Raw genomic sequence first — 17,127 nt, 5'->3', positions numbered from 1 at the left:
TCCCTCAGCTCTGGTCGGCGGCCGGGAGCGAGGTCAACGTCTTCTGCGTCGTCTCTTCCCGGGACTTGTAGTTCTGCTTGGCCAGCTTGATGGCCTCGATGTAGGTCGGGAACTCCTGCCGCGCGGCCTGCAGCTGGGTGACCAGCCCGTGCTCGTCGGCGGCGGTGCTGACCATGTGCGCGGACACCCACTGGCCGGTGGCGGTCCGGCTCATCGCCGGGGCGTCGTGCAGCCGCTGCAGGGCGGCCCAGCGCGCCTCCAGGGACTCGAGCACGCCTTCGAGCGCCTCGATCAGCTGGTTGCCGGTGGTGTCGTCGATGGCGAAGCCACCGGTCTGGGCGAGCCGCTTCAGCTGCGCACCGGCGAGCCCGACCCGGAGCGCGGCCATGGTCTTGGTCTCGGGCGTCGTGGCGGCCTGGAGCTGCATGGTGGCCTGGACGGCCTGAAGCGTCGCCGCGGTCTCTTCGGTGGTCATCGGACTCCTCCCCGGTTCAGTAGACGGCCGCGATCGCGTCGCGGATGGCCCGCGCGAGATCGGCCCGCCCGGCCGGCACGTATTCGGCGGTCAGCTCCCCGGCGTCCCCGGTCCGGGTGTGCACGAGGTACCGGCCATCGGCGGTGTCGAGCCAGCTCAGCGGCTCACCGGCCAGCCGCTCCCCCCGCCGTCCCTGCGCGGTGACGGCGATGTGCCCACCCCCGAGCCGCGGTTCGGCCAGCACCCGTTCGAGCACGGCGACATCGGAGGACTTGGGAGCGGGCGGCCGCCGCCCGGGCCGCACGACGGCCTTGACCTCGATCATCCCGAAAGCATCGGTCTCTTCTTCGTCGAATTCGGCGTCGGCGATCCGCTTGGCGGTCATGGCCGAGACCTCCCGCCCGGCCGCCCGGTGCACGACGTGCCGCCCGGTGGTGGCGGCGGGGGCCGGCGGAAGCACCCCGGTGACGACCTCGACGAGGTCTTCGTCGGCGAAGAGGGAGAACAGCAGGTCATCCGTGTCGGGCGCCTGGGTGATCCCGAGCGCCTGGGCCCCGTCGGTGACGACGAGAACGGCAACATCGGCCCCCAGCCCATCGATCCCGCTGACGGCCACCGACACCCGCGGCTCGGCCAGCAGCTCGAAAGCGGCCCGCACCCCGGGGTGGAGTTCACCGGAGACGGAGAGCCGCCGTTCTTCAAGGGCGTCGTAAACCTGCCGGGCCACCCGCACGAACCGCACGGGATCACTGGGCAGGTGCCCGGCCCGGAGGGGATAACGCTGTACATCGCCCCCGGTCGCCCGGCCGACAACGAGGGCTTCGAAGACCTCGAGGACGAACTCGAACCGCTCCGCCATTTCCCCTCGCCGGATCCTTTTCGTCAAGCCTTCAAGCAAGTTCCCTGACGAACAGTAGCAGTGCAGCAGCGGCCCGCGTCGGCACCGCCACCCGGATGCCCGAAAGACCACGATCCCGGGGATCGGTGGGGCAAGAGGCGATTGTCCCTCGAACGTGTGATTGGGGTTCTGCTGCTGGTCTGCGGTCTCCGGGGGTGAGTTCACGGAAAGTTCACTGCCGAGCTGCGGGAAGGCGGTAGGGGCGGCGGAGCTGGGCGGGACACGCGGGCTGGAAAGCGGCCGGCGGGCGCGATGGTGGGATACGACGGGTGCCGTGAAGTCGTGGGCGCGGGTTTGGGCCCGCAGCCGTCCGGCTGCGGGCCTTCCCCGTGGTCACGCCGCGAAGGGCAGCGGCTCGTGCAGGTTGTTACGCCGAGGTTTTCGGCGCCTGTCCAAGAACAGCGGCGGCAGAAACTCCGGGAGACCGTCGGCGGCGATACGGACCTCCCAGCCCGAACGATGCAGCAGCCGATGGTGGTGGGCGCACATCAACACCAGATTGCCGAGGTTGGTGGGGCCGCACTCGGCCCAGTGGCGGATGTGGTGGCCCTGGCAATGCCGGAGTGGGCGGTGACAGCCCGGGAACGCGCAACCCCGATCCCGCAGGAACAAGGCGCGGCGGAGACACGCGGAGATCAACCTGCGGAGACGACCAAGGTTGAGGGGTTCGCTCTTCTCGCCCAGGACCGCCGGGATGACCCCCGTCCGCTTCCGCCGCAACGACAGCTCACGGGCCGAGGTGACAGGGTCGGCGTCCTCCGGAGCCGGGCCATCAGGGTCCAGGTGAGCCACGATCCGCGCACCCAGGGCAGCGACCTGCCTGTGACCGGCCTCGGCAGCAAACCTCAGCAGCTCCGCCTCGGCAGAGGCGCGATGCTCGGGTGGAACGTCGGCCAAGGACCCGACGATCACATCGATCATCGGATTGCTCAAACGGCCGAAGCGAGCGGCCACGCCGGTGGCGGGGGCCAGGGCGGGGATCGGGGTACCGTCCAGGGCACGACCAGGGTTGAGGGCGCGGGCACGGGTCACCACCCGCTCCGCCGCCACCTTCGGAATGTCGGCCAGATGCTCCAAAAGCCGCGCCACGGAACAGTAACCGAACAACTCCATCACCCCGCGATGCTCGATCTCCACCAGCAGAGCACCCAGGGAGGCTTCCGCAGTCCGGATGGTCGCGAGCAGCTCACCGACACGGTCGGCCAGCGCCACCGCCTCGGCTTCCTGCATCACGTTTCGAGCCACGCCACCACAATACCGCCCACCCGAACACCTGTTCATCACACGAACGGGTGCAACCACCCCGCCAAGCTCAGAGGCCCAAAACCGTAAGCAGGCAAAGAAAACCCAGACAACCGAAGCACGACACAGTGGCCGCGTCGCTCCAGCTCAAGCCCGACGGCGGCGGCGATCCACAGCGCCGTCGAGCAGCGGCCGCAGCTCCGCCACCACCGTGTCGAGCGGGGCGACGTCCTGGTGCGCCCGCGCCAGCACGATCGCCCCCTCCAGCGCACTCAGCATCAACACCGCCAGGGACGTGCTGCGCGCCGGAGGCACCCCCAGCTGCTCGAGTGTCGCCGCGACCGGGCGCTGCCAGCCCTCGAATGCCTTGCCGACCGCTTCGCGGAGGCTGTCGCTGGTTGCCGCCGTGTCGGCGACCGTGGCCACCAGGGGGCAGCCGGCGTCGAAGCCGGATGTCGTGAACTCGTCGCGCCACTGGGCCGCCATGGCCGCGAACAGCTTGCCGGGCGTCGGATCCGGAAGCTTCGCCGCGACGCGGGCGACGCGGCGGGCCGCGTAGTCGCCGGCCCAGGTGACGGCTTCGGCGATCAGCTGGTCCTTACCGCCCGGGAAGTAGTGCTGCAGGGATCCCCGGGGTGCTTCGGCGTGGGCGACCACGTCCCGCATGCCGGTCGCCCCGACACCGTGGATCCGCACCAGCTGCGCGGCACTGAGCACCATCCGCTCGCGGGGCGTCCTCGTCATCGGCTGCCTCCTTCATGACGTCCGTCATGGTAGCCCAGTCCGGCACGACCAGCGCGAAGTCACGCTCACCGCGCGAGTAGGACGGCACCGGCCGGAACCCCTGGCCCAGCAGCAGCGCCTCGGCGCCGGCGTTGCCGGCCTGCACGGTGGCGCGCACGGTCCAGCCCGGCCAGCGCCCCGACGCCCACAGCCACCGGCTCAGCGCACTGCCGATCCCCTGCCGCTGCCACGCGTCCGCGACGAGGATCCCGATCTCCGCCTCCCCCGGCGTCTCCGAGACGAAGTTCAGCAGCCCCACCGGAACGCCGCCGCACACGGCGAGCAACGCGACGCCCTCCGGCGGTCCGGCGAGCAGGAACCGCTGGTAGCGCTGGTAAACGTCGGCCGGACGGGCGGGGCCACCCATCATGAACCGGCGCCGGAGGCTGTCCGGCGAGCACGCCGCGAGCACCGCGGCGACCTGCGAGCGGTCCGCGACCTCCATGACAGTGGTCATAGAACCATGAGAGCACACCGGACCGGAAAACGCCATGACCGTCGTCATGGAACGGCCGCGCGGTTCGGCCGGCCGGGCCGCGGGTACGTTGCCGTGGCCGCGCTCCCCCACCGCGAAAGGCACCCCCGATGCAGCTCTACGCCGAACGGCCGATCCGCCGCACCGCCCAGCTCGTCAGCGACCTGCTGGCCGTGCTGCTCGTCGTCCTCGCGGTGTGGCTGGGGACCTCGGTGTACGACCAGGTCATGAAGCTGCGGGCGCCCGGCGACGGCCTGGTCGACGCCGGCACCGGCCTGCGCGGCACCTTCGACTCCGCCGCGAACTCCGCCGACGGCATCCCGCTCGTCGGGGACGCGCTGGCCAAGGCCCTGCACGGCGGTTCGGACGTCGGCACCAAGCTCACGGACGCGGGCCACTGGCAGATCGAGGCCGTGGAAAACCTGGCGTGGTGGCTGGCGGCGATCATCATCGCCCTGCCGGTGCTGACGCTCCTGGTGACGTGGTTGCCGCTGCGCTGGCACTTCACCCGCCGGGCCACGGCGGCCGCGCGGCTGCGGGCCCTCGGCGACGAAGGCCTGGACCTGCTGGCCCTGCGGGCCCTGGTGACGCAGCCGCTGCACCGGCTGACGTCCGCGGGCGAGGTCGCCACCGGCTGGCGGGAACGCGACCGGGCCGTCATCGAGCGGCTGGCGGGCCACGAACTGGCCCGGCACGGCCTCGCCCCCTGAGCCGGAGGCCTTCCCGCCGGCGCTCAGGACACCGGCGGGAAGACCTCCTCACTCCGCGGGCCGGGAGAGCTCAGCCGACGGAGGGGCCCATCCCGAGGGACTGCGGCGTGCTCGCGTCGGGCGAGGGCTGGTGCAGCCCCTCGTCCAGGGGCCCGAACTCGGTCATCAGCGCCGGGCTGCCACCCCACGGGGTCTGCTCTTCGGCGATCAGCGAGTTCGTCGTGAGCAGCAGGCCCGCCACCGAAGCGCCGTTCTGCACCGCGGACCGGCACACCCGCAGCGGGTCGACCACGCCGAGCGCGATCATGTCCCCGTAGCGGTCGTGCAGGGCGTCGAACCCTTCGTCGGTGCCGAGTTCCCGGGTGCGCGCGACGATCTCGTGCGCCGGGTGGCCCGCGTTGTGCGCGATGAGGAACGCCGGTTCGGCCAGGGCACGCCGGACGATCTCGACGCCGATCGCCTGGTCACCCGACAGCCCCAGGTCCTCCAGGGCCTTCTCCGCGTGCAGGAGCGCCGCTCCCCCGCCCGCCACGATGCCCTCGGCCATCGCCGCCCGGGTCGCCGACAGGGCGTCCTCGACCCGGTGCTGCAGCTCCTTCAGCTCGGCCGGGGTGGCCGCTCCGACGCGCACGACGGCGACCTTGCCGGTCAGGGCGCCGATCCGCTCGGTCAGGACGTCCTCGTCGACGCCGAACTGCGCGCGCTCCAGCTCCGCCCGCAGCTGGCCGACCCGGAAGTCGACCGAGGACGACGAACCCGCGCCGCCCACGACGGTCGTGCGGTTCTCGGTGACGCGGACCTGCTTGGCCCGGCCGAGGTGCTCGAGGGTCATCGTCTCCATGGTGAACCCGGACTGTCGCGAAAGGACAGCGCCGCCGACGATCGCGGCGAGGTCCTCCAGCTTGTGCAGCCGCCGGTCGCCGAAGCCGGGCGCGCGCACCGCGACCGACTGGAAGGTGCCGTTCATGTGGTTGTGCACCAGCATGGACAGCGCCGTGCCCTCGACCGTCTCGCCGATCACCACCAAGGGCCGGGGCGCGCGCATCACCTTGTCCAGCAACGGCATCAGCTGCTGCACCTTGGTGATCTTCTCCGCGCACATCAGGATGTAGGGGTCGTCGAGCACCGCCTCCAGCCGGCCCGGGTCGGTGACCAGGTACGGCGAAAGGTAGCCGTTGTCGAACTCGAACCCTTCGACGAACTCGACGCTCATCCCGATCGACGGCGACTCCTCGACCGTCACCACCCCGCCGTCGCCGACGGTGTGCAGGGCCTTGGCGATCACCGCGCCGACGGCGTCGTCGTCGTTGGCCGAGATCGCCGCCACCCGCGCGTAGTCCTCTTCGGACACCACCGGGTGTGCCTGCTTCTCCAGGTGGGCCACCAAAAGCCCGACGGCGTGGTCGATGCCGCGCTTGACGAGCACCGGGTTGCCGCCCGCGGAAATCGCCCGCATGCCCTCGCGGACGATGGCCTGGGCCAGCACGGTGGCCGTGGTGGTGCCGTCGCCGACGACGTCGTTGGTCTTGATCGCCGCTTCCTTGACCAGCTGCGCGCCCATGTTCTCGAACTGGTTCTTCAGGTGGATCTCGCGCGCGATGGTGACGCCGTCGTTGGTGACCACCGGCGAGCCGGTGATCTTCTCGATGATCACGTTGCGGCCCTTGGGTCCCAACGTGGACTTGACCGCTTCGGCCAGCTTGTCCACGCCCGCCAGCAGCAGGTCGCGGGCGTCCGAGCCGAACCGCAGTTCCTTCGCCATGACTGCTCCTAGGGGGTGAGGATGGCCCGGCCGCGCACGCGTCCGGCATCGAGGTCCGCCAGTGCGTCGAGCGCCGCGTCCAGCGGGTACTTCTTCGTGTGGAGCGTGACCTTCCCGGCCTGGGCGAGCACCATCAGCTCCACGAGGTCGTTGTAGGTACCGACCAGGTTGCCGATGATGTTGCGTTCGGTGGAGATGATGTCGATCGTCGGGATCTCGATGTTCGAGCCGTAGCCGATGACGAAGTGCGATCCGGCGCGCCGCGTCATCGCGAAGGCGTCCTGCTGGGCGCCCTGCTCGGCCACGAAGTCGAGGACGACCTCGGCGCCGTTGCCGCCGGTCAGGTCGAGCACCGCCTCGACCTGCTTGCCGTCGGCGAGCACGGTCTCGTCGGCGCCCAGGGTCGACGCCAGGTCGAGGGCGTCGGCGTTGCGGTCGACGACGATCACGCGGGCCGCGGTCAGCGCGCGCAGCGACTGGATGCCGATGTGCCCGAGGCCGCCGGCGCCGTTGACCACGCAGGTCGTGCCCGGATAGAGCTGCGGCACGGCCTTGCGGACCGCGTGGTAGGCCGTGATGCCCGCATCGGCCAGCGCGGCCACGTCGGACGGTGACGTCGACGGGTCGAGCTTGATGCACGCCCGCGCCGACGTCAGCAGGTACTCCGCCATCCCGCCGTCGCTGCTGATGCCGGGGAAGCTGCCGTTCGGACAGTGCATGTCGTCGCCCGCCCGGCAGGCGTGGCAGAGCCCGCACGTCGGCGTCGGGTGCAGGATGACCGTGTCGCCGACCTCGACGTTCGTCACCGCCGGGCCGACCTCGTGCACCCAGCCCGCGTTCTCGTGCCCGATCGTGTAGGGCAGCTGGACGCCGGACTTCTCGGCCCACTGTTCTTCGATGATGTGCAGGTCGGTGCGGCACACGCCGGCGCCGCCGATCTTGACCACGACGTCGAAGGGTCCGGTGGCGCGCGGCTCCGGGACGTCTTCGATCACCGGGTGCTGGTGGTACTTCTGCAGCCGCACGGCCTTCATCCCGTGCCCTCCTCTTCGCTGGTCAGGGCGTACCGCGCGCGCAGCATGCCGCGGCAGACGCCCGAATTGGCCTCCATGCTCGTGCGGGTCAGCCGCGCGAAGGCGAGATACCGCTTCGCGTCGGCCGGGGTCGTCCCGGTCGCCGGGTCCAGCAGCAGCGGGTCGCCGTCCTCGGCGGGCAGGCCGAGTTCGCGGCGGCGGGCCCGCAGCCGGTCGAGGTCCGGGCTCGGCGGGACGTCGCCGAGGGTCAGCGACGCCGGGTCCCGGCCCAGGGACCGGCAGACGCGGTCGGTGCCGGCGAGCACGGCCTTGCGGACGAAGTCGTGCCGCAGCGTGTCGAGCTCGTCGGCGGCCTCGCCCTCGAACGACGCGACGAACCCCTGCCGCGCGGCCACCCCGCGGTTGATGACGTCGGAGGCGAAGTGGTCGTCGAGCCGGATGTCGAGCCCGGTCAGGCCCGGCACCCCGGCGACGGCGTCGTAGGCGTCCGCGACCATCAGGAACGCGAAGTTGGGTGCGCAGAAGTACGTCGGCAGCCGCAGCCGGACGACGGCGTGGCCCGCCGCGCTCACCTCGCAGCGGGCCACGAAACCCAGGTCGGTGAGGGGTTCGTCCAGCTCGGGATCCCGGACGGTGCCCAGCGCCGCCCACACGGCGGCGCGGGCCCCGGTCACCACGGCGGTCATGAGTTCGGCACGCCGACGGGCTCGACCTTCTCCGGGTCCTTCAACCGCAGTTCTTCCGGCACGTCGATGTCGTAGAGGCGCGCGGCGTTCAGCCCGAGGATCTTCTTCTTCTGGTCGACGGTCAGCGGCGGGAAGTCCGACAGCTCGTCGTCGGCCGGCATGTTCCAGTCGACGAAGCCCTCGACCTGCCACTTCGGTTCCCAGATGGCGTAGTCCGCGCCGAAGATCAGCTTGTCCTCGCCGAGCCAGAACATCAGCTCGCCCATGACCTTGGCGAAGAACTTCGGGCGGGCGTGCATCAGGCCGCCGACCACGACGGCGAGCCCGGCGTAGACGTTGCGCTCCTGGGTGGCCATGAAGCAGAAGTCCTCGATGCGCGGCAGGCCGACGTGCTCGACGACGAAGTTGAGGCCCTGGAAGTTCGTCGCCGCGTAGTCCACATCGGACACGTCGAAGGCGTCCTTGTCCAGCGGCCAGATCGTCGGTCCCTTGTGAATGTGGACGTTCTTGACGCCCAGTTCCTCGCACTTCTCGAGGTAACGAGCCGCTTCCGGGTCCTTCAGGCTCCAGCCGCGCGAGTCCCCGCGCCACTCGGCCGTGTACAGCTTCACGCCTTTGCAGCCGTAGCGCTTGACTCGTTCTTCCAGGGCCTTCAGGCCTTCGTCGCCCTCGCGCGGGTCGAAGGTCGTGTTGACGAGGAACTTGCCGGGGTGCTTCTCGGCCAGCGCCGCGTCGGCCTCGGTCGTGTTGAACCCGTTCTTGTACCACTGCCGCAGGTTGGTCGGCTGGAAGACGGCCGTGTCGACGTGCCCGACCTCGAACAGGTCGTGCATCATCAGTTCCTCCGAGTACTTCTGGAACCGGTCGATCGGCCAGTGCGTCTCCTTCGGGCCGAGCCCCTGGTAGGCGTGGAAGCACTCGATCCAGCCCTTGGCGTATTCCTCCTGGCCCTCCACCCAGTTCTCCGGGCTCGCGTCCCAGAAGTGGGTGTGGGCGTCCACCACGAAATACTTTTCGCCGTCTTTTTCGTACATGGTTGATCCTCCTGAGCGGGATCGAGTGCCTTCAGCTACTTGATGGGCTTGAGGTCGAAGTCGAGGTACTCGGCCGCGTCCTCGGGGTTGGCGAACATGATCGTGCGGTCGTCTTCGTGGATCATCCGCCCGTAGTGGGTGGACATGCTCTCCTCGAACTCCGCCGCGTTGAACCAGCCCTCTTCTTCGCCGGCGGCCTCGTCGACCTCGGCATAGACGAGGTCCGTCCGGCCGCGGGCGTCGACGCGGATCATCGACGGCAACGGGGTCACGGTCACGTTTTCCTTGGCGGCCATGACTTCCGCGATGATCGCGCCCACCTGGTTGTTCATCAGGGTGAACCCGCACATGTTGGACGCGGTGTTGTCCGCCTTGAACGGGCTTTCCGCCGTCTTGAAGATGGTCACTGGCCCAGCTCCTCCGGTGCTTTGAGGCCCAATTCGGACAGGATGCCGGCGAACCGGCTCTTCACGCGGTCGAGACCGTCCTCGAACCGGATCGGCTTGGCGTCGGGCTGCGACCACAGCGGCTGCAGCCCGCGGGCGGCCGCGATGCACTTCGGCACCCAGTCCTCGAGCCACTTCTGCAGCAGCGCCTTGTTGTGGTCGGCGAACTCCTTGTCGTTGATCAGCAGGTGGTACAGCGGTTTCGTGTAGCGGAGGTCGCGTTCGGAGAAGTCGAACTCCTCGGCGCCGATCAGCGTCGGGGTGACGAAGTCGCCGTTCGCGGGAGCGGCCTGCTGGACCAGGTTGCTGCGGAACAGTTCGCCGACGAGGGGCTCGAAGACGACGTTCGCGGCGAAGATCGCCTCGCCCCAGTCCCAGATCCCGGTCAGCTGCTCGGCGGTCTCCCGCACGCCCTGCCACGCCGGGTCTTCGTTCCAGGTGGACAGGTGGGCGGTGCCGTCGAAGCCCTCGATCTCCTCGGTGAGCGTCAGGTTGTACAGCGCCAGGTCCTGCGCCGCGCGGATGCGGTGCATGCTGTTCACCGAGATGGCGTTGTTGTGCATGTTCGTCGGGGCGCGGCGGTTGGCGTTGGCGAACAGGTACAGGCCGAGGCCGTGGTCGACGTGCATCCACGCGCCGACGTGCTTGGCGACGAAGTCGATCCAGTTGCGGTTCCACTGCTCGAACGCCTTGGCCTGGCGGGCGGCGTCGATGTTCTGGTTCAGCTGGCGCACGACGTTCGCGTTGTACCGGTAGAGCGTGAGCTCCCATTCCTCGTTGGGGTCGCGGAACTCGTGCCAGCCGTGCGCCGGCCAGTCGTAGCCCTTGCCGCCGGACCCGGGGCTGCGCTCGGGCACCGGGCGGTCCGAACCCCACGCCTTCAGCGCGGTCCATTCCAGCGGGTAGCCGGCCTTGCCGTCGGCGAAGGCGTAGAGCCAGCCCTGGGACAGGTAGTGCCGCGGGTCGGGCTGGACCTCGACGGTGACGTCCTCGTAGTGGCTCTGCTTGCGCTTGGCCGGGGTGAAGTAGTTGTACTGGCGGGCCGTGGAGTCCGGGAAGACCTTCGCGCCCGCTTCGGCGTCGGTGAACGACGGCTTCGGCACGCTGCGTTCGGAGGTGGCTGTCATGGGTTTCCTACCCTTCGCCCGTGGTGGTGAACTTGTCGTAGAAGACGCGCTTGCCGTCGACGCCGAGCGCGGGCAGCAGGTCCAGCGCGGCCTCCACCATCGGTGGCGGCCCGCAGACGTAGGCGTCGGCTCCGCCCAGGTCGAGGCCGGCGCGGCGCAGGACGTCGGTGACGAAGCCGGTCTCGCCGGTCCAGTCGTCGTCACCCGGCTCGGAAAGCGCCGGCACGTACCGGAAGTTCGGCAGCTTCTCTTCCAGAGCCCGTAGTTCGTCCTCGAAGCAGAGGTCGTGGCGGCGGCGGGCGCCGTAGTAGAAGACCGCCTTCCGGTCGATCCCGCGCTCGGCCATCGACCGCAGCAGCGCCAGGATGGGCGCCATCCCGGCCCCGCCGCCGACGAACACGAGGTCCGCGCCCGGGTTGTCCCGCAAGGTGAACACCCCGAACGGGCCGGTCACCCGGAGCCGGTCACCGACCGCGACCCGCGTGTCCAGGAACCGGGAGAACAGCCCGTCGGGGTACACCTTGATGACGAACTCCAGCAGCCCGTCGCGCGCGGAGGTGTTGGCCATCGAAAACGACCGCGTCTCCTCGGTGCCCGGGATCGCGAAGTCCAGGTACTGCCCGGGGAAGAACTTCAGTTCCCCGTCGAGCCGCACCACCAGGTGCCGGAGGTCGTGGGTGACGTTGTCGTTCGAGACGACCTCGGCCGTCGCCTCCTGGATCGGCAGGCCGGACTGGATCATCTCCTCGTCGTAGTTGAGCAGTTCGATCGTCAGGTCTTCGTAGGCGTGGGCCCGGCACAGCAGCGTGAAGCCTTCCTCCTTCTCGAAGTCGGGGAGCGCGAAGGTGGAGTACCGGTCGTGGTCGACGTCGTCGCCGTCGAGGAGGAACGACTTGCAGGCCGCGCACTGCCCTTCCTTGCAGCCGTGCATGAGCATGACGCCCTGCTCGGCGGCGGCGCGCAGGATGGTCTGGTCCTCGGCGACGTCGATCTCGATCCCGACCGGCTCGAACCGGACGCGGTGCTTTTCCGCCATGCCAGGCCCTTCCGTCTCGCTCGGTGCCGGCTCGTGAGTGGTAAGGCGGGTTCTAACCCGCCTTACCACTCACGACCGGTGGTGTCAGGCCTGCGGTGCCGGGCGGCCGGCCGGGCCCTGGCGGTTGTAGTCGGCCACGAATGCGGCCCGCTGCTCGGCGGTCATCTGGTTGAGCAGCACGTTCGGCGACTGCACCTCGGGCATCCGGCGCAGGTGGTCGAGCGTCCACATCTTCTTCGGGTCGAGGTCCAGGTGCGGCTGCGCGACCATGGTCTTGCCGTCGTCACGCACGAAACCCATGTCGGAGACGACGTCGGCCCAGTTCCAGCCGTGGTAGAGCGTCTCCCACTCGCGGGCGCCGACCAGCTTGCCCATGTTCGGGGTGTTGCGGCCCTGGTAGGTCGGCCGGAACGCCTCGGCGTCGGTCCAGCGGCAGGTCTCCGAGCAGTAGGTCCGGTGCTGGCCGTCGACCTCGTCGACCACCATGTCCTCGCGGATCAGGCACGGCACCATGCACGTCCAGCAGCGGTGCGGGTACACGTAGCCGACGTCCTCGGCGACGATCGGGTGGTGCCCGTTCGGTGTCGCGAGGCGGTTGTAGTTCTCCCACCACTTGCCGTACTTGTCGTACCAGCCCGGGTACTTGTACTCGAACCACTCGAAGTCCTCGTCGGTCATCGGGTCGATGCGCCAGTAGTTGGCGAGCCACCCGGTGGCGAAGAACTGCGCGACTTCGTGGACGTACCCCTTGTTCCAGATCCGGTTCCAGGCTTCCTCGATGAGGTCGTGCGGGATGACGAGCCCGTACTTCTCCAGCGGGACGAGGTAGGAACGGTAGTAGTCGTCGTAGATCCAGCGGCGCCACATTTCCGCGTAGCTTTCGCGGTCCTTGCGGCGGTCCTTGGTGCCGTACTCGATGAACGTGCCGATCGCGGCGTCGACGACGGCGTGGTTGTTCCACCACGCGTACCGCAGGTCGCGTTCGAGCAGCTGGTGGTTGCTCTCGTCCGACAGCGCCATCAGCAGCGTCGCGTAGCCGTTGCTGATGTGGCGGGATTCGTCGGACTGCACCGAGTGGAACACCGTGGGCAGCAGGTAGTCGCCGTTGGCGGCGGCTTCGGCCGGCATGGCGACGAACAGCGTGTTCGTGAACGCCGTTTCGGCGACGATCGTGAGGTAGATGCTCGCCGCGGTGATGGCGTCCCCGGTGATGAAGCCTTCGGCGAACTGGCGGCCGATCGTGCCGCAGTAGTCGTTCTGGAAGTTGCGCAGGCTCGAGTTGAAGCCCGCCGGGTCGATGTAGTTCTGCATGTACAGGCGCTTGAGGTTCTGCTGGATCGTCGAGTGGCGGACCTCGTCGATCATCTGGATCGCCTGGCCGTTGTGCAGTTCCGGGTTCGGGACCGTGCGGAACAGCAGCGGCATCGCCCGCGCGGCCGAGATCTCCGGCAGCGGGATGATCGACAGGAACAGCTTCTGCCACTCCAGCCAGCGTTCCTGCACCTGGCGGAACATGTTGCCGCGGATCGCGCCGTCCTCGGCGCCGTAGACCCGGTGGTCCTTTTCCTCCTGCATCGGGAAGTACGAGCGGAGGACCTGCTTCAACGGGTCCTTCTTCTTGGCCTTCTGGAAGGTGTAGTCGGTCCCGTAGTGCGAAACCGGGGTGTGGTACGCCGGTTCCCACGACAGTTCCTGGATCTTCTGGTGGGCTTTCGCCACACTCTGGCGACTCATGGACCAACTCCTTATCTCCTGAGCTCGCCGCCCGGGGCGTCCTGCGTTGCCCATTGAAGGGGCGCCACGGCCCGCCGCGGGTCTCAATCTGAGACAGAACCGCTGCTCAGGGTGTGTCGAGCAGGCGGGCGCGCAGCCCGGCCAGCTCGTCGTGGATCCCCGCCTGCACGCGTGCGTCACCCTCGACGGTGGGGACGATCCCGAACGCGCGCAGCAGCGCGGCGGCGGGCTCGCCGGGGTGGCCCGCCGCGCCGAGCTCCGGGTGCAGGCCCTGCTCGGCCAGGTGCGTGAAGACGAGGTTGACGATCGTCCAGGGGTTGTACGTCTCGGCGGCCATGGGCCCATCGCACCGCCGGGGGGCGGCCGGGAGCGTCTCAATTTGAGACACCGGCATCCCGGGGCGCACCGTTAGGCTGGACGGGCGGCACAACGGGTGTGCCCGCACCCACGTGGGCCGCGGGGAACTGGAGGTCACGTGGACGAGATGGCCCTGGTCGCCGACGACGAACTCGCCCGGACCCGGGTGCGGTTCCTGACCGCCGAAGCGGTCCCCGCGGACACGGTCCGGCCGACGATCCTGGCCTCGTGGCGGCGATCGCGGGAGTTCCAGGTCGAGGCCGACCGGATCGACCCGCTCTACCTCGGCGACCGGAACCTCGACATCCCGCTGATGCGCGGCGCCGACCCGGTGCTGCACAAGCTGGGCGAGCAGTTCGAGGGCCAGCCGATCAGCCTGATCCTCACCGACGCGAGCGGTGTCGTGCTGAGCCAGCAGACCGGCGACGCCGACCTGGCCCGGCACCTGGAGCGCGTCGAGCTGGTGCCCGGGTTCAGCTACGGCGAGCAGTCGGTCGGGACGAACGGCATCGGCACCGCGCTGGAGGACGGCCGCCCGACGACGGTGTTCGGGCACGAGCACTACGCCGAGCACCTGGAGAACCTGGCCTGCGCCGGCGTCCCGATCCACCACCCCATTTCGGGCAAGAAGGTCGGCGCCGTCGACCTCACCTGCTGGTACAAGGACGCGGGCGGGCTGCTCGTCGCGCTGGCGCGGTCCACGGCCGAGCAGATCCGCCAGGCGCTGCTGCGGCACAGCGACCTGCGGGAGATGATGCTGTTCCAGGCCTACCTGCAGACCTGCCGCCGGTGGACGGGCATCGTGCTGGCGTTCAACGAGGACATCGTGATGATGAACGACCGGGCCCGGCAGCTGCTCGACCCGGCCGACCAGTCGGTGCTGCTCGGCCACGCGACCGAGGCGCTGGCCGAGGGCCGCCGGACCCCGGCGACGCTGTCGCTGTCGAGCGGGTTGCGCGTCCGCGTGTTCTGCCGCCGGGTCGCCGGCCGGCGGGAGTCGGAGACCGCGGGCGGCGTGCTGTCGGTGAAGCTGATCGAGGCCGAGGAAACCCTCGCCGTCCCGACGCCGATGCTGCCGATGTACCTGCCCGGCGTCGTCGGATCGGCGCCGCTGTGGCTGCGCTGCGGGCACGACCTCGACACGGGCCACCACCGCGGCGAGTGGGTCGCGCTGGAGGGCGAGCCCGGGACCGGCAAGCTGACGCTGGCGAAGGGCCTGCACCAGCGTCACCACCCGGCGGCCCGGCTCCTGACCGTCGACGCGACGCCCGGCGCGGACTGGGAGGCGCTGCGGCGCGAACACGCCGAAGCACCCGTCCGCACGCTGGTGATCCGGCACGCCGAGCGCCTGAGCGCCCCGGCCGCCACCGCGCTGACCGCGGTCCTGCGGCAGCTGCGCGAAGCCCCGGACCCGCCGTGGGTGGTCGTCACGCTCGTGCCGGAGGCCGAAACCGAGCCGGCGCTGGCCGAACTGCTGAAGTCCTTCCCCCGGACGGTCCGGGTGCCGCCGCTGCGCCACCACGTCGAGGACCTCGCCGAGCTCGTCCCCCTGGTGCTGAGCAAGCTCGGTTACGGCGGCCGGCTGACGTGCTCGGCGGCGGCGCTGCACCTGCTGATGCGGGCGGAGTGGCCGGGCAACACCGGCCAGCTCCACCAGGTGCTGCGCAAGGTGGCCCAGCGCCGCCGCGCCGGCACCATCCGCCCCGGCGACCTCCCGGCGGAGTTCCACGCGGTGACCCGGCGGCCGCTCAACCGCTTCGAGTCGATCGAGCGGGACGCCATCGTGCGGTGCCTGGAGGACGCGGACGGCAACAAGGTCCGGGCGGCGAAGCTGCTCGGCATCTCACGGGCGACGATCTACCGCAAGATCCACGAATACGGCATCGTGCCCCCGGCCCGCTAGGTCACTTGGCCGGCGGGTTCACCGCCGCGGCGACGTCGGCGATCGTCTTCGCGTCGACCAGGCCGGTGTCCTCCAGGACCGTCATGTGGTCCAGGACGGTCTGGTTCGCCTGCGTCGCGTGCCGCCGGATGACGTCGTTCTGCGTGCCCGCGCGGACCTCGGCGATGGTCGCGAAGATCTTGCCGTGCGACGCGCGCAGCAGGTTCGCGAACAGCTTGTCGAACTCCAGGCCCTGGGCATTGGTCAGCTGGCGGACCCAGCCCTGCTGTTCGGCGCTGGCCTGGTCCGGCAGCGTCACGCCGAGCATCTTCGCGTCCTCGCGGACGAGCTGGTCCAGGTGCGAGTGGCCGTCCAGCAGGTGCAGGCCGGCGCGCTTCACCTGTTCGCTGCTCGCGTGGGTCTGGGCGAGGTCGCCGGCCGGGATCTCCCACAGCCCGGCTTGGCGGACCTTGACCAGGAACGTCTTGTCGAGCTCGGTGACCGGGCCGGCGCCCAGGACGTTGTCCCCGGTCCCGGCCTGGGCGGCCGAGCCCATCTGCATGCCGGCCATGTCGTGCGCCGGCACCTGGGCCTGCGTCGAACCGGGCGCGCTCTGGGCGCTGGCGTTGAACACCAGGACCGAGCCGACGCCGACCACGGCGAGCGTGACCACGACGACCAGCGCGGTCCGGGCCTTGGCCCGGCCGGTCATGCCACGGTGATCCGGCATGGTTCCTCCTTCTGACGACAGTTCGGGTACGGGGTACACGGACGTCGTCACGCGGAGGTTCAGCGAAATCCGGAGAATTTTCCTTGCGTGTCAACGGATTCGTCTTCGGATACGGCATCAGCCGACGAAAAAGGGAGCTGCGGCCGAGCCGGCCGGAAACCGCCGGCCACGCCGGGGATGTCCATCTTGACCGATGCTCTTGTGATTGGCAAGTATTGCGGCATGCAATCCCTCGAAGACGCGGCCCCGGGCGCCGACCCGGACGTGGCCGCCCTCGACGGCCTCACCGTGGTCCTGGTCGGGATCGCCTGGGAGTGCGCGCACGCGGCCCCGCCCGAGGTGTCCTTCCCGCAGACGCGGCTGCTGCTCGTCCTCGACCGCCTCGGCCGGGTCCCGAGCTCGCAGCTGGCGGCGGCGATGGGCGTCAACGCGTCCTCGGTGACGCGGCTGGCCGACCGGCTCGAGGCCCTCGGCTACGTGGCCCGCGGCCGCAGCCCCGGCAACCGCAGCGTCGTCACGCTGGAGGTGACCGAGGCCGGGCAGGAGATCGTCCGGCGGATGCTCGACCGGCGGCACGCCGCGCTGGGCGCGCTGCTGGAGAAGCTGCCACCCGGGCAGCGGAAGGCCGCGGCCACCGCGGCCCGGCGGCTGGTGCACGCGGCCGCCACCATCCCGGCGCTCGGCCCCGCCCCGCTGTGAGTGCCATCCTGGACGGC

18 protein-coding genes are annotated in these 17,127 nt (G+C 70.0%); 3 read left to right on the top strand and 15 right to left on the bottom strand.

Annotated elements, in window-relative coordinates; all coding sequences use genetic code 11:
- Nucleotides 1-4: 4 nt before the first annotated feature.
- The 5 genes from ABZW17_RS32945 to ABZW17_RS32925 form a co-directional block, all read right to left on the bottom strand.
- Entirely contained in the window at nt 5-475 is a 471-nt protein-coding gene (locus ABZW17_RS32945) for a hypothetical protein (protein WP_354822919.1), read from the bottom strand.
- 16 nt (nt 476-491) lie between these two features.
- Nucleotides 492-1,334, bottom strand: coding sequence for an ESX secretion-associated protein EspG (locus tag ABZW17_RS32940; RefSeq protein ID WP_354822917.1), 843 nt, complete (start codon nt 1,332-1,334; stop codon nt 492-494).
- Between the two features lie 372 nt (nt 1,335-1,706).
- Complete coding sequence (locus tag ABZW17_RS32935; RefSeq protein WP_354823039.1) at nt 1,707-2,603, bottom strand: DUF222 domain-containing protein; 897 nt, start codon at nt 2,601-2,603, stop codon at nt 1,707-1,709.
- Nucleotides 2,604-2,762: 159 nt separating this feature from the next.
- Nucleotides 2,763-3,272 (bottom strand): TetR family transcriptional regulator C-terminal domain-containing protein, encoded by a 510-nt coding sequence (locus tag ABZW17_RS32930; RefSeq protein ID WP_354823037.1) that lies wholly within the window; start codon nt 3,270-3,272, stop codon nt 2,763-2,765.
- Nucleotides 3,214-3,855 carry a GNAT family N-acetyltransferase gene (locus tag ABZW17_RS32925; RefSeq protein ID WP_354822915.1) on the bottom strand — a complete coding sequence of 214 codons (642 nt, stop codon included), beginning with the start codon at nt 3,853-3,855 and terminating at the stop codon, nt 3,214-3,216. Before ABZW17_RS32925 ends, ABZW17_RS32930 begins: the two co-directional genes overlap by 59 nt.
- A 128-nt stretch (nt 3,856-3,983) precedes the next feature.
- Between ABZW17_RS32925 and ABZW17_RS32920 the strand changes: the two genes are divergently transcribed.
- Nucleotides 3,984-4,583 carry a hypothetical protein gene (locus ABZW17_RS32920; RefSeq protein ID WP_354822913.1) on the top strand — a complete coding sequence of 200 codons (600 nt, stop codon included), beginning with the start codon at nt 3,984-3,986 and terminating at the stop codon, nt 4,581-4,583.
- Between the two features lie 70 nt (nt 4,584-4,653).
- Here the strand turns inward: ABZW17_RS32920 and groL are convergent, their stop codons facing one another.
- From groL to ABZW17_RS32875, 9 genes are all read right to left on the bottom strand, one after another.
- Complete coding sequence (gene groL / locus ABZW17_RS32915) at nt 4,654-6,345, bottom strand: chaperonin GroEL (RefSeq protein ID WP_354822911.1); 1,692 nt, start codon at nt 6,343-6,345, stop codon at nt 4,654-4,656.
- A gap of 8 nt (nt 6,346-6,353) precedes the next feature.
- On the bottom strand, nt 6,354-7,379 hold the full coding sequence (locus tag ABZW17_RS32910; RefSeq protein WP_354822909.1) for an NAD(P)-dependent alcohol dehydrogenase: 1,026 nt from the start codon (nt 7,377-7,379) through the stop codon (nt 6,354-6,356).
- A complete protein-coding gene (locus ABZW17_RS32905; protein WP_354822907.1) occupies nt 7,376-8,065 on the bottom strand; it encodes an iron-sulfur cluster assembly protein in 690 nt (229 codons plus the stop codon). The genes ABZW17_RS32910 and ABZW17_RS32905 overlap by 4 nt, the downstream gene beginning before the upstream one ends.
- Nucleotides 8,062-9,099, bottom strand: coding sequence for an amidohydrolase family protein (locus ABZW17_RS32900; protein WP_354822905.1), 1,038 nt, complete (start codon nt 9,097-9,099; stop codon nt 8,062-8,064). Before ABZW17_RS32900 ends, ABZW17_RS32905 begins: the two co-directional genes overlap by 4 nt.
- A 35-nt stretch (nt 9,100-9,134) precedes the next feature.
- Nucleotides 9,135-9,506, bottom strand: a complete 372-nt coding sequence (gene mimD / locus ABZW17_RS32895) for a propane 2-monooxygenase effector subunit MimD (protein WP_354822903.1) — start codon at nt 9,504-9,506, stop codon at nt 9,135-9,137.
- On the bottom strand, nt 9,503-10,672 hold the full coding sequence (locus ABZW17_RS32890) for a toluene hydroxylase (RefSeq protein ID WP_354822901.1): 1,170 nt from the start codon (nt 10,670-10,672) through the stop codon (nt 9,503-9,505). The genes mimD and ABZW17_RS32890 overlap by 4 nt, the downstream gene beginning before the upstream one ends.
- A gap of 7 nt (nt 10,673-10,679) precedes the next feature.
- On the bottom strand, nt 10,680-11,708 hold the full coding sequence (locus tag ABZW17_RS32885; protein WP_354822899.1) for a 2Fe-2S iron-sulfur cluster binding domain-containing protein: 1,029 nt from the start codon (nt 11,706-11,708) through the stop codon (nt 10,680-10,682).
- An 84-nt stretch (nt 11,709-11,792) separates the two neighbouring features.
- The gene (locus ABZW17_RS32880; RefSeq protein WP_354822897.1) at nt 11,793-13,442 is read right to left on the bottom strand and encodes a methane monooxygenase; all 1,650 of its coding nucleotides are present in this window, start codon (nt 13,440-13,442) and stop codon (nt 11,793-11,795) included.
- A gap of 106 nt (nt 13,443-13,548) precedes the next feature.
- On the bottom strand, nt 13,549-13,779 hold the full coding sequence (locus ABZW17_RS32875) for a hypothetical protein (RefSeq protein ID WP_354822895.1): 231 nt from the start codon (nt 13,777-13,779) through the stop codon (nt 13,549-13,551).
- 138 nt (nt 13,780-13,917) lie between these two features.
- On the opposite strand from ABZW17_RS32875, the gene ABZW17_RS32870 reads away from it, so the two are divergent.
- Complete coding sequence (locus tag ABZW17_RS32870) at nt 13,918-15,702, top strand: helix-turn-helix domain-containing protein (RefSeq protein ID WP_354822893.1); 1,785 nt, start codon at nt 13,918-13,920, stop codon at nt 15,700-15,702.
- A 1-nt stretch (nt 15,703) separates the two neighbouring features.
- Here the strand turns inward: ABZW17_RS32870 and ABZW17_RS32865 are convergent, their stop codons facing one another.
- Nucleotides 15,704-16,411, bottom strand: coding sequence for a DUF4142 domain-containing protein (locus tag ABZW17_RS32865; RefSeq protein ID WP_354822891.1), 708 nt, complete (start codon nt 16,409-16,411; stop codon nt 15,704-15,706).
- 222 nt (nt 16,412-16,633) lie between these two features.
- Between ABZW17_RS32865 and ABZW17_RS32860 the strand changes: the two genes are divergently transcribed.
- Nucleotides 16,634-17,110 (top strand): MarR family transcriptional regulator, encoded by a 477-nt coding sequence (locus ABZW17_RS32860; protein WP_354822889.1) that lies wholly within the window; start codon nt 16,634-16,636, stop codon nt 17,108-17,110.
- The last annotated feature ends 17 nt before the right edge of the window (nt 17,111-17,127 follow it).

This window comes from Amycolatopsis sp. NPDC004625 (assembly GCF_040609695.1).
Lineage (GTDB): Bacteria > Actinomycetota > Actinomycetes > Mycobacteriales > Pseudonocardiaceae > Amycolatopsis.
The sequence above is the reverse complement of the archived record's forward strand: the minus strand, read 5'-3'. Positions and strand labels throughout refer to the sequence as shown.

Excerpts from the sequence above, each read along its gene's own strand:
- ABZW17_RS32945 (WP_354822919.1), bottom strand. The coding sequence starts at position 475 with ATGACCACCGAAGAGACCGCGGCGACGCTTCAGGCCGTCCAGGCCACC.
- ABZW17_RS32940 (WP_354822917.1), bottom strand. The coding sequence starts at position 1,334 with ATGGCGGAGCGGTTCGAGTTCGTCCTCGAGGTCTTCGAAGCCCTCGTT.
- ABZW17_RS32935 (WP_354823039.1), bottom strand. The coding sequence starts at position 2,603 with ATGCAGGAAGCCGAGGCGGTGGCGCTGGCCGACCGTGTCGGTGAGCTG.
- ABZW17_RS32925 (WP_354822915.1), bottom strand. The coding sequence starts at position 3,855 with ATGACCACTGTCATGGAGGTCGCGGACCGCTCGCAGGTCGCCGCGGTG.
- ABZW17_RS32920 (WP_354822913.1), top strand. The coding sequence starts at position 3,984 with ATGCAGCTCTACGCCGAACGGCCGATCCGCCGCACCGCCCAGCTCGTC.
- groL (WP_354822911.1), bottom strand. The coding sequence starts at position 6,345 with ATGGCGAAGGAACTGCGGTTCGGCTCGGACGCCCGCGACCTGCTGCTG.
- ABZW17_RS32910 (WP_354822909.1), bottom strand. The coding sequence starts at position 7,379 with ATGAAGGCCGTGCGGCTGCAGAAGTACCACCAGCACCCGGTGATCGAA.
- ABZW17_RS32905 (WP_354822907.1), bottom strand. The coding sequence starts at position 8,065 with ATGACCGCCGTGGTGACCGGGGCCCGCGCCGCCGTGTGGGCGGCGCTG.
- ABZW17_RS32900 (WP_354822905.1), bottom strand. The coding sequence starts at position 9,099 with ATGTACGAAAAAGACGGCGAAAAGTATTTCGTGGTGGACGCCCACACC.
- ABZW17_RS32890 (WP_354822901.1), bottom strand. The coding sequence starts at position 10,672 with ATGACAGCCACCTCCGAACGCAGCGTGCCGAAGCCGTCGTTCACCGAC.
- ABZW17_RS32885 (WP_354822899.1), bottom strand. The coding sequence starts at position 11,708 with ATGGCGGAAAAGCACCGCGTCCGGTTCGAGCCGGTCGGGATCGAGATC.
- ABZW17_RS32880 (WP_354822897.1), bottom strand. The coding sequence starts at position 13,442 with ATGAGTCGCCAGAGTGTGGCGAAAGCCCACCAGAAGATCCAGGAACTG.
- ABZW17_RS32875 (WP_354822895.1), bottom strand. The coding sequence starts at position 13,779 with ATGGCCGCCGAGACGTACAACCCCTGGACGATCGTCAACCTCGTCTTC.
- ABZW17_RS32865 (WP_354822891.1), bottom strand. The coding sequence starts at position 16,411 with ATGCCGGATCACCGTGGCATGACCGGCCGGGCCAAGGCCCGGACCGCG.
- ABZW17_RS32860 (WP_354822889.1), top strand. The coding sequence starts at position 16,634 with ATGCAATCCCTCGAAGACGCGGCCCCGGGCGCCGACCCGGACGTGGCC.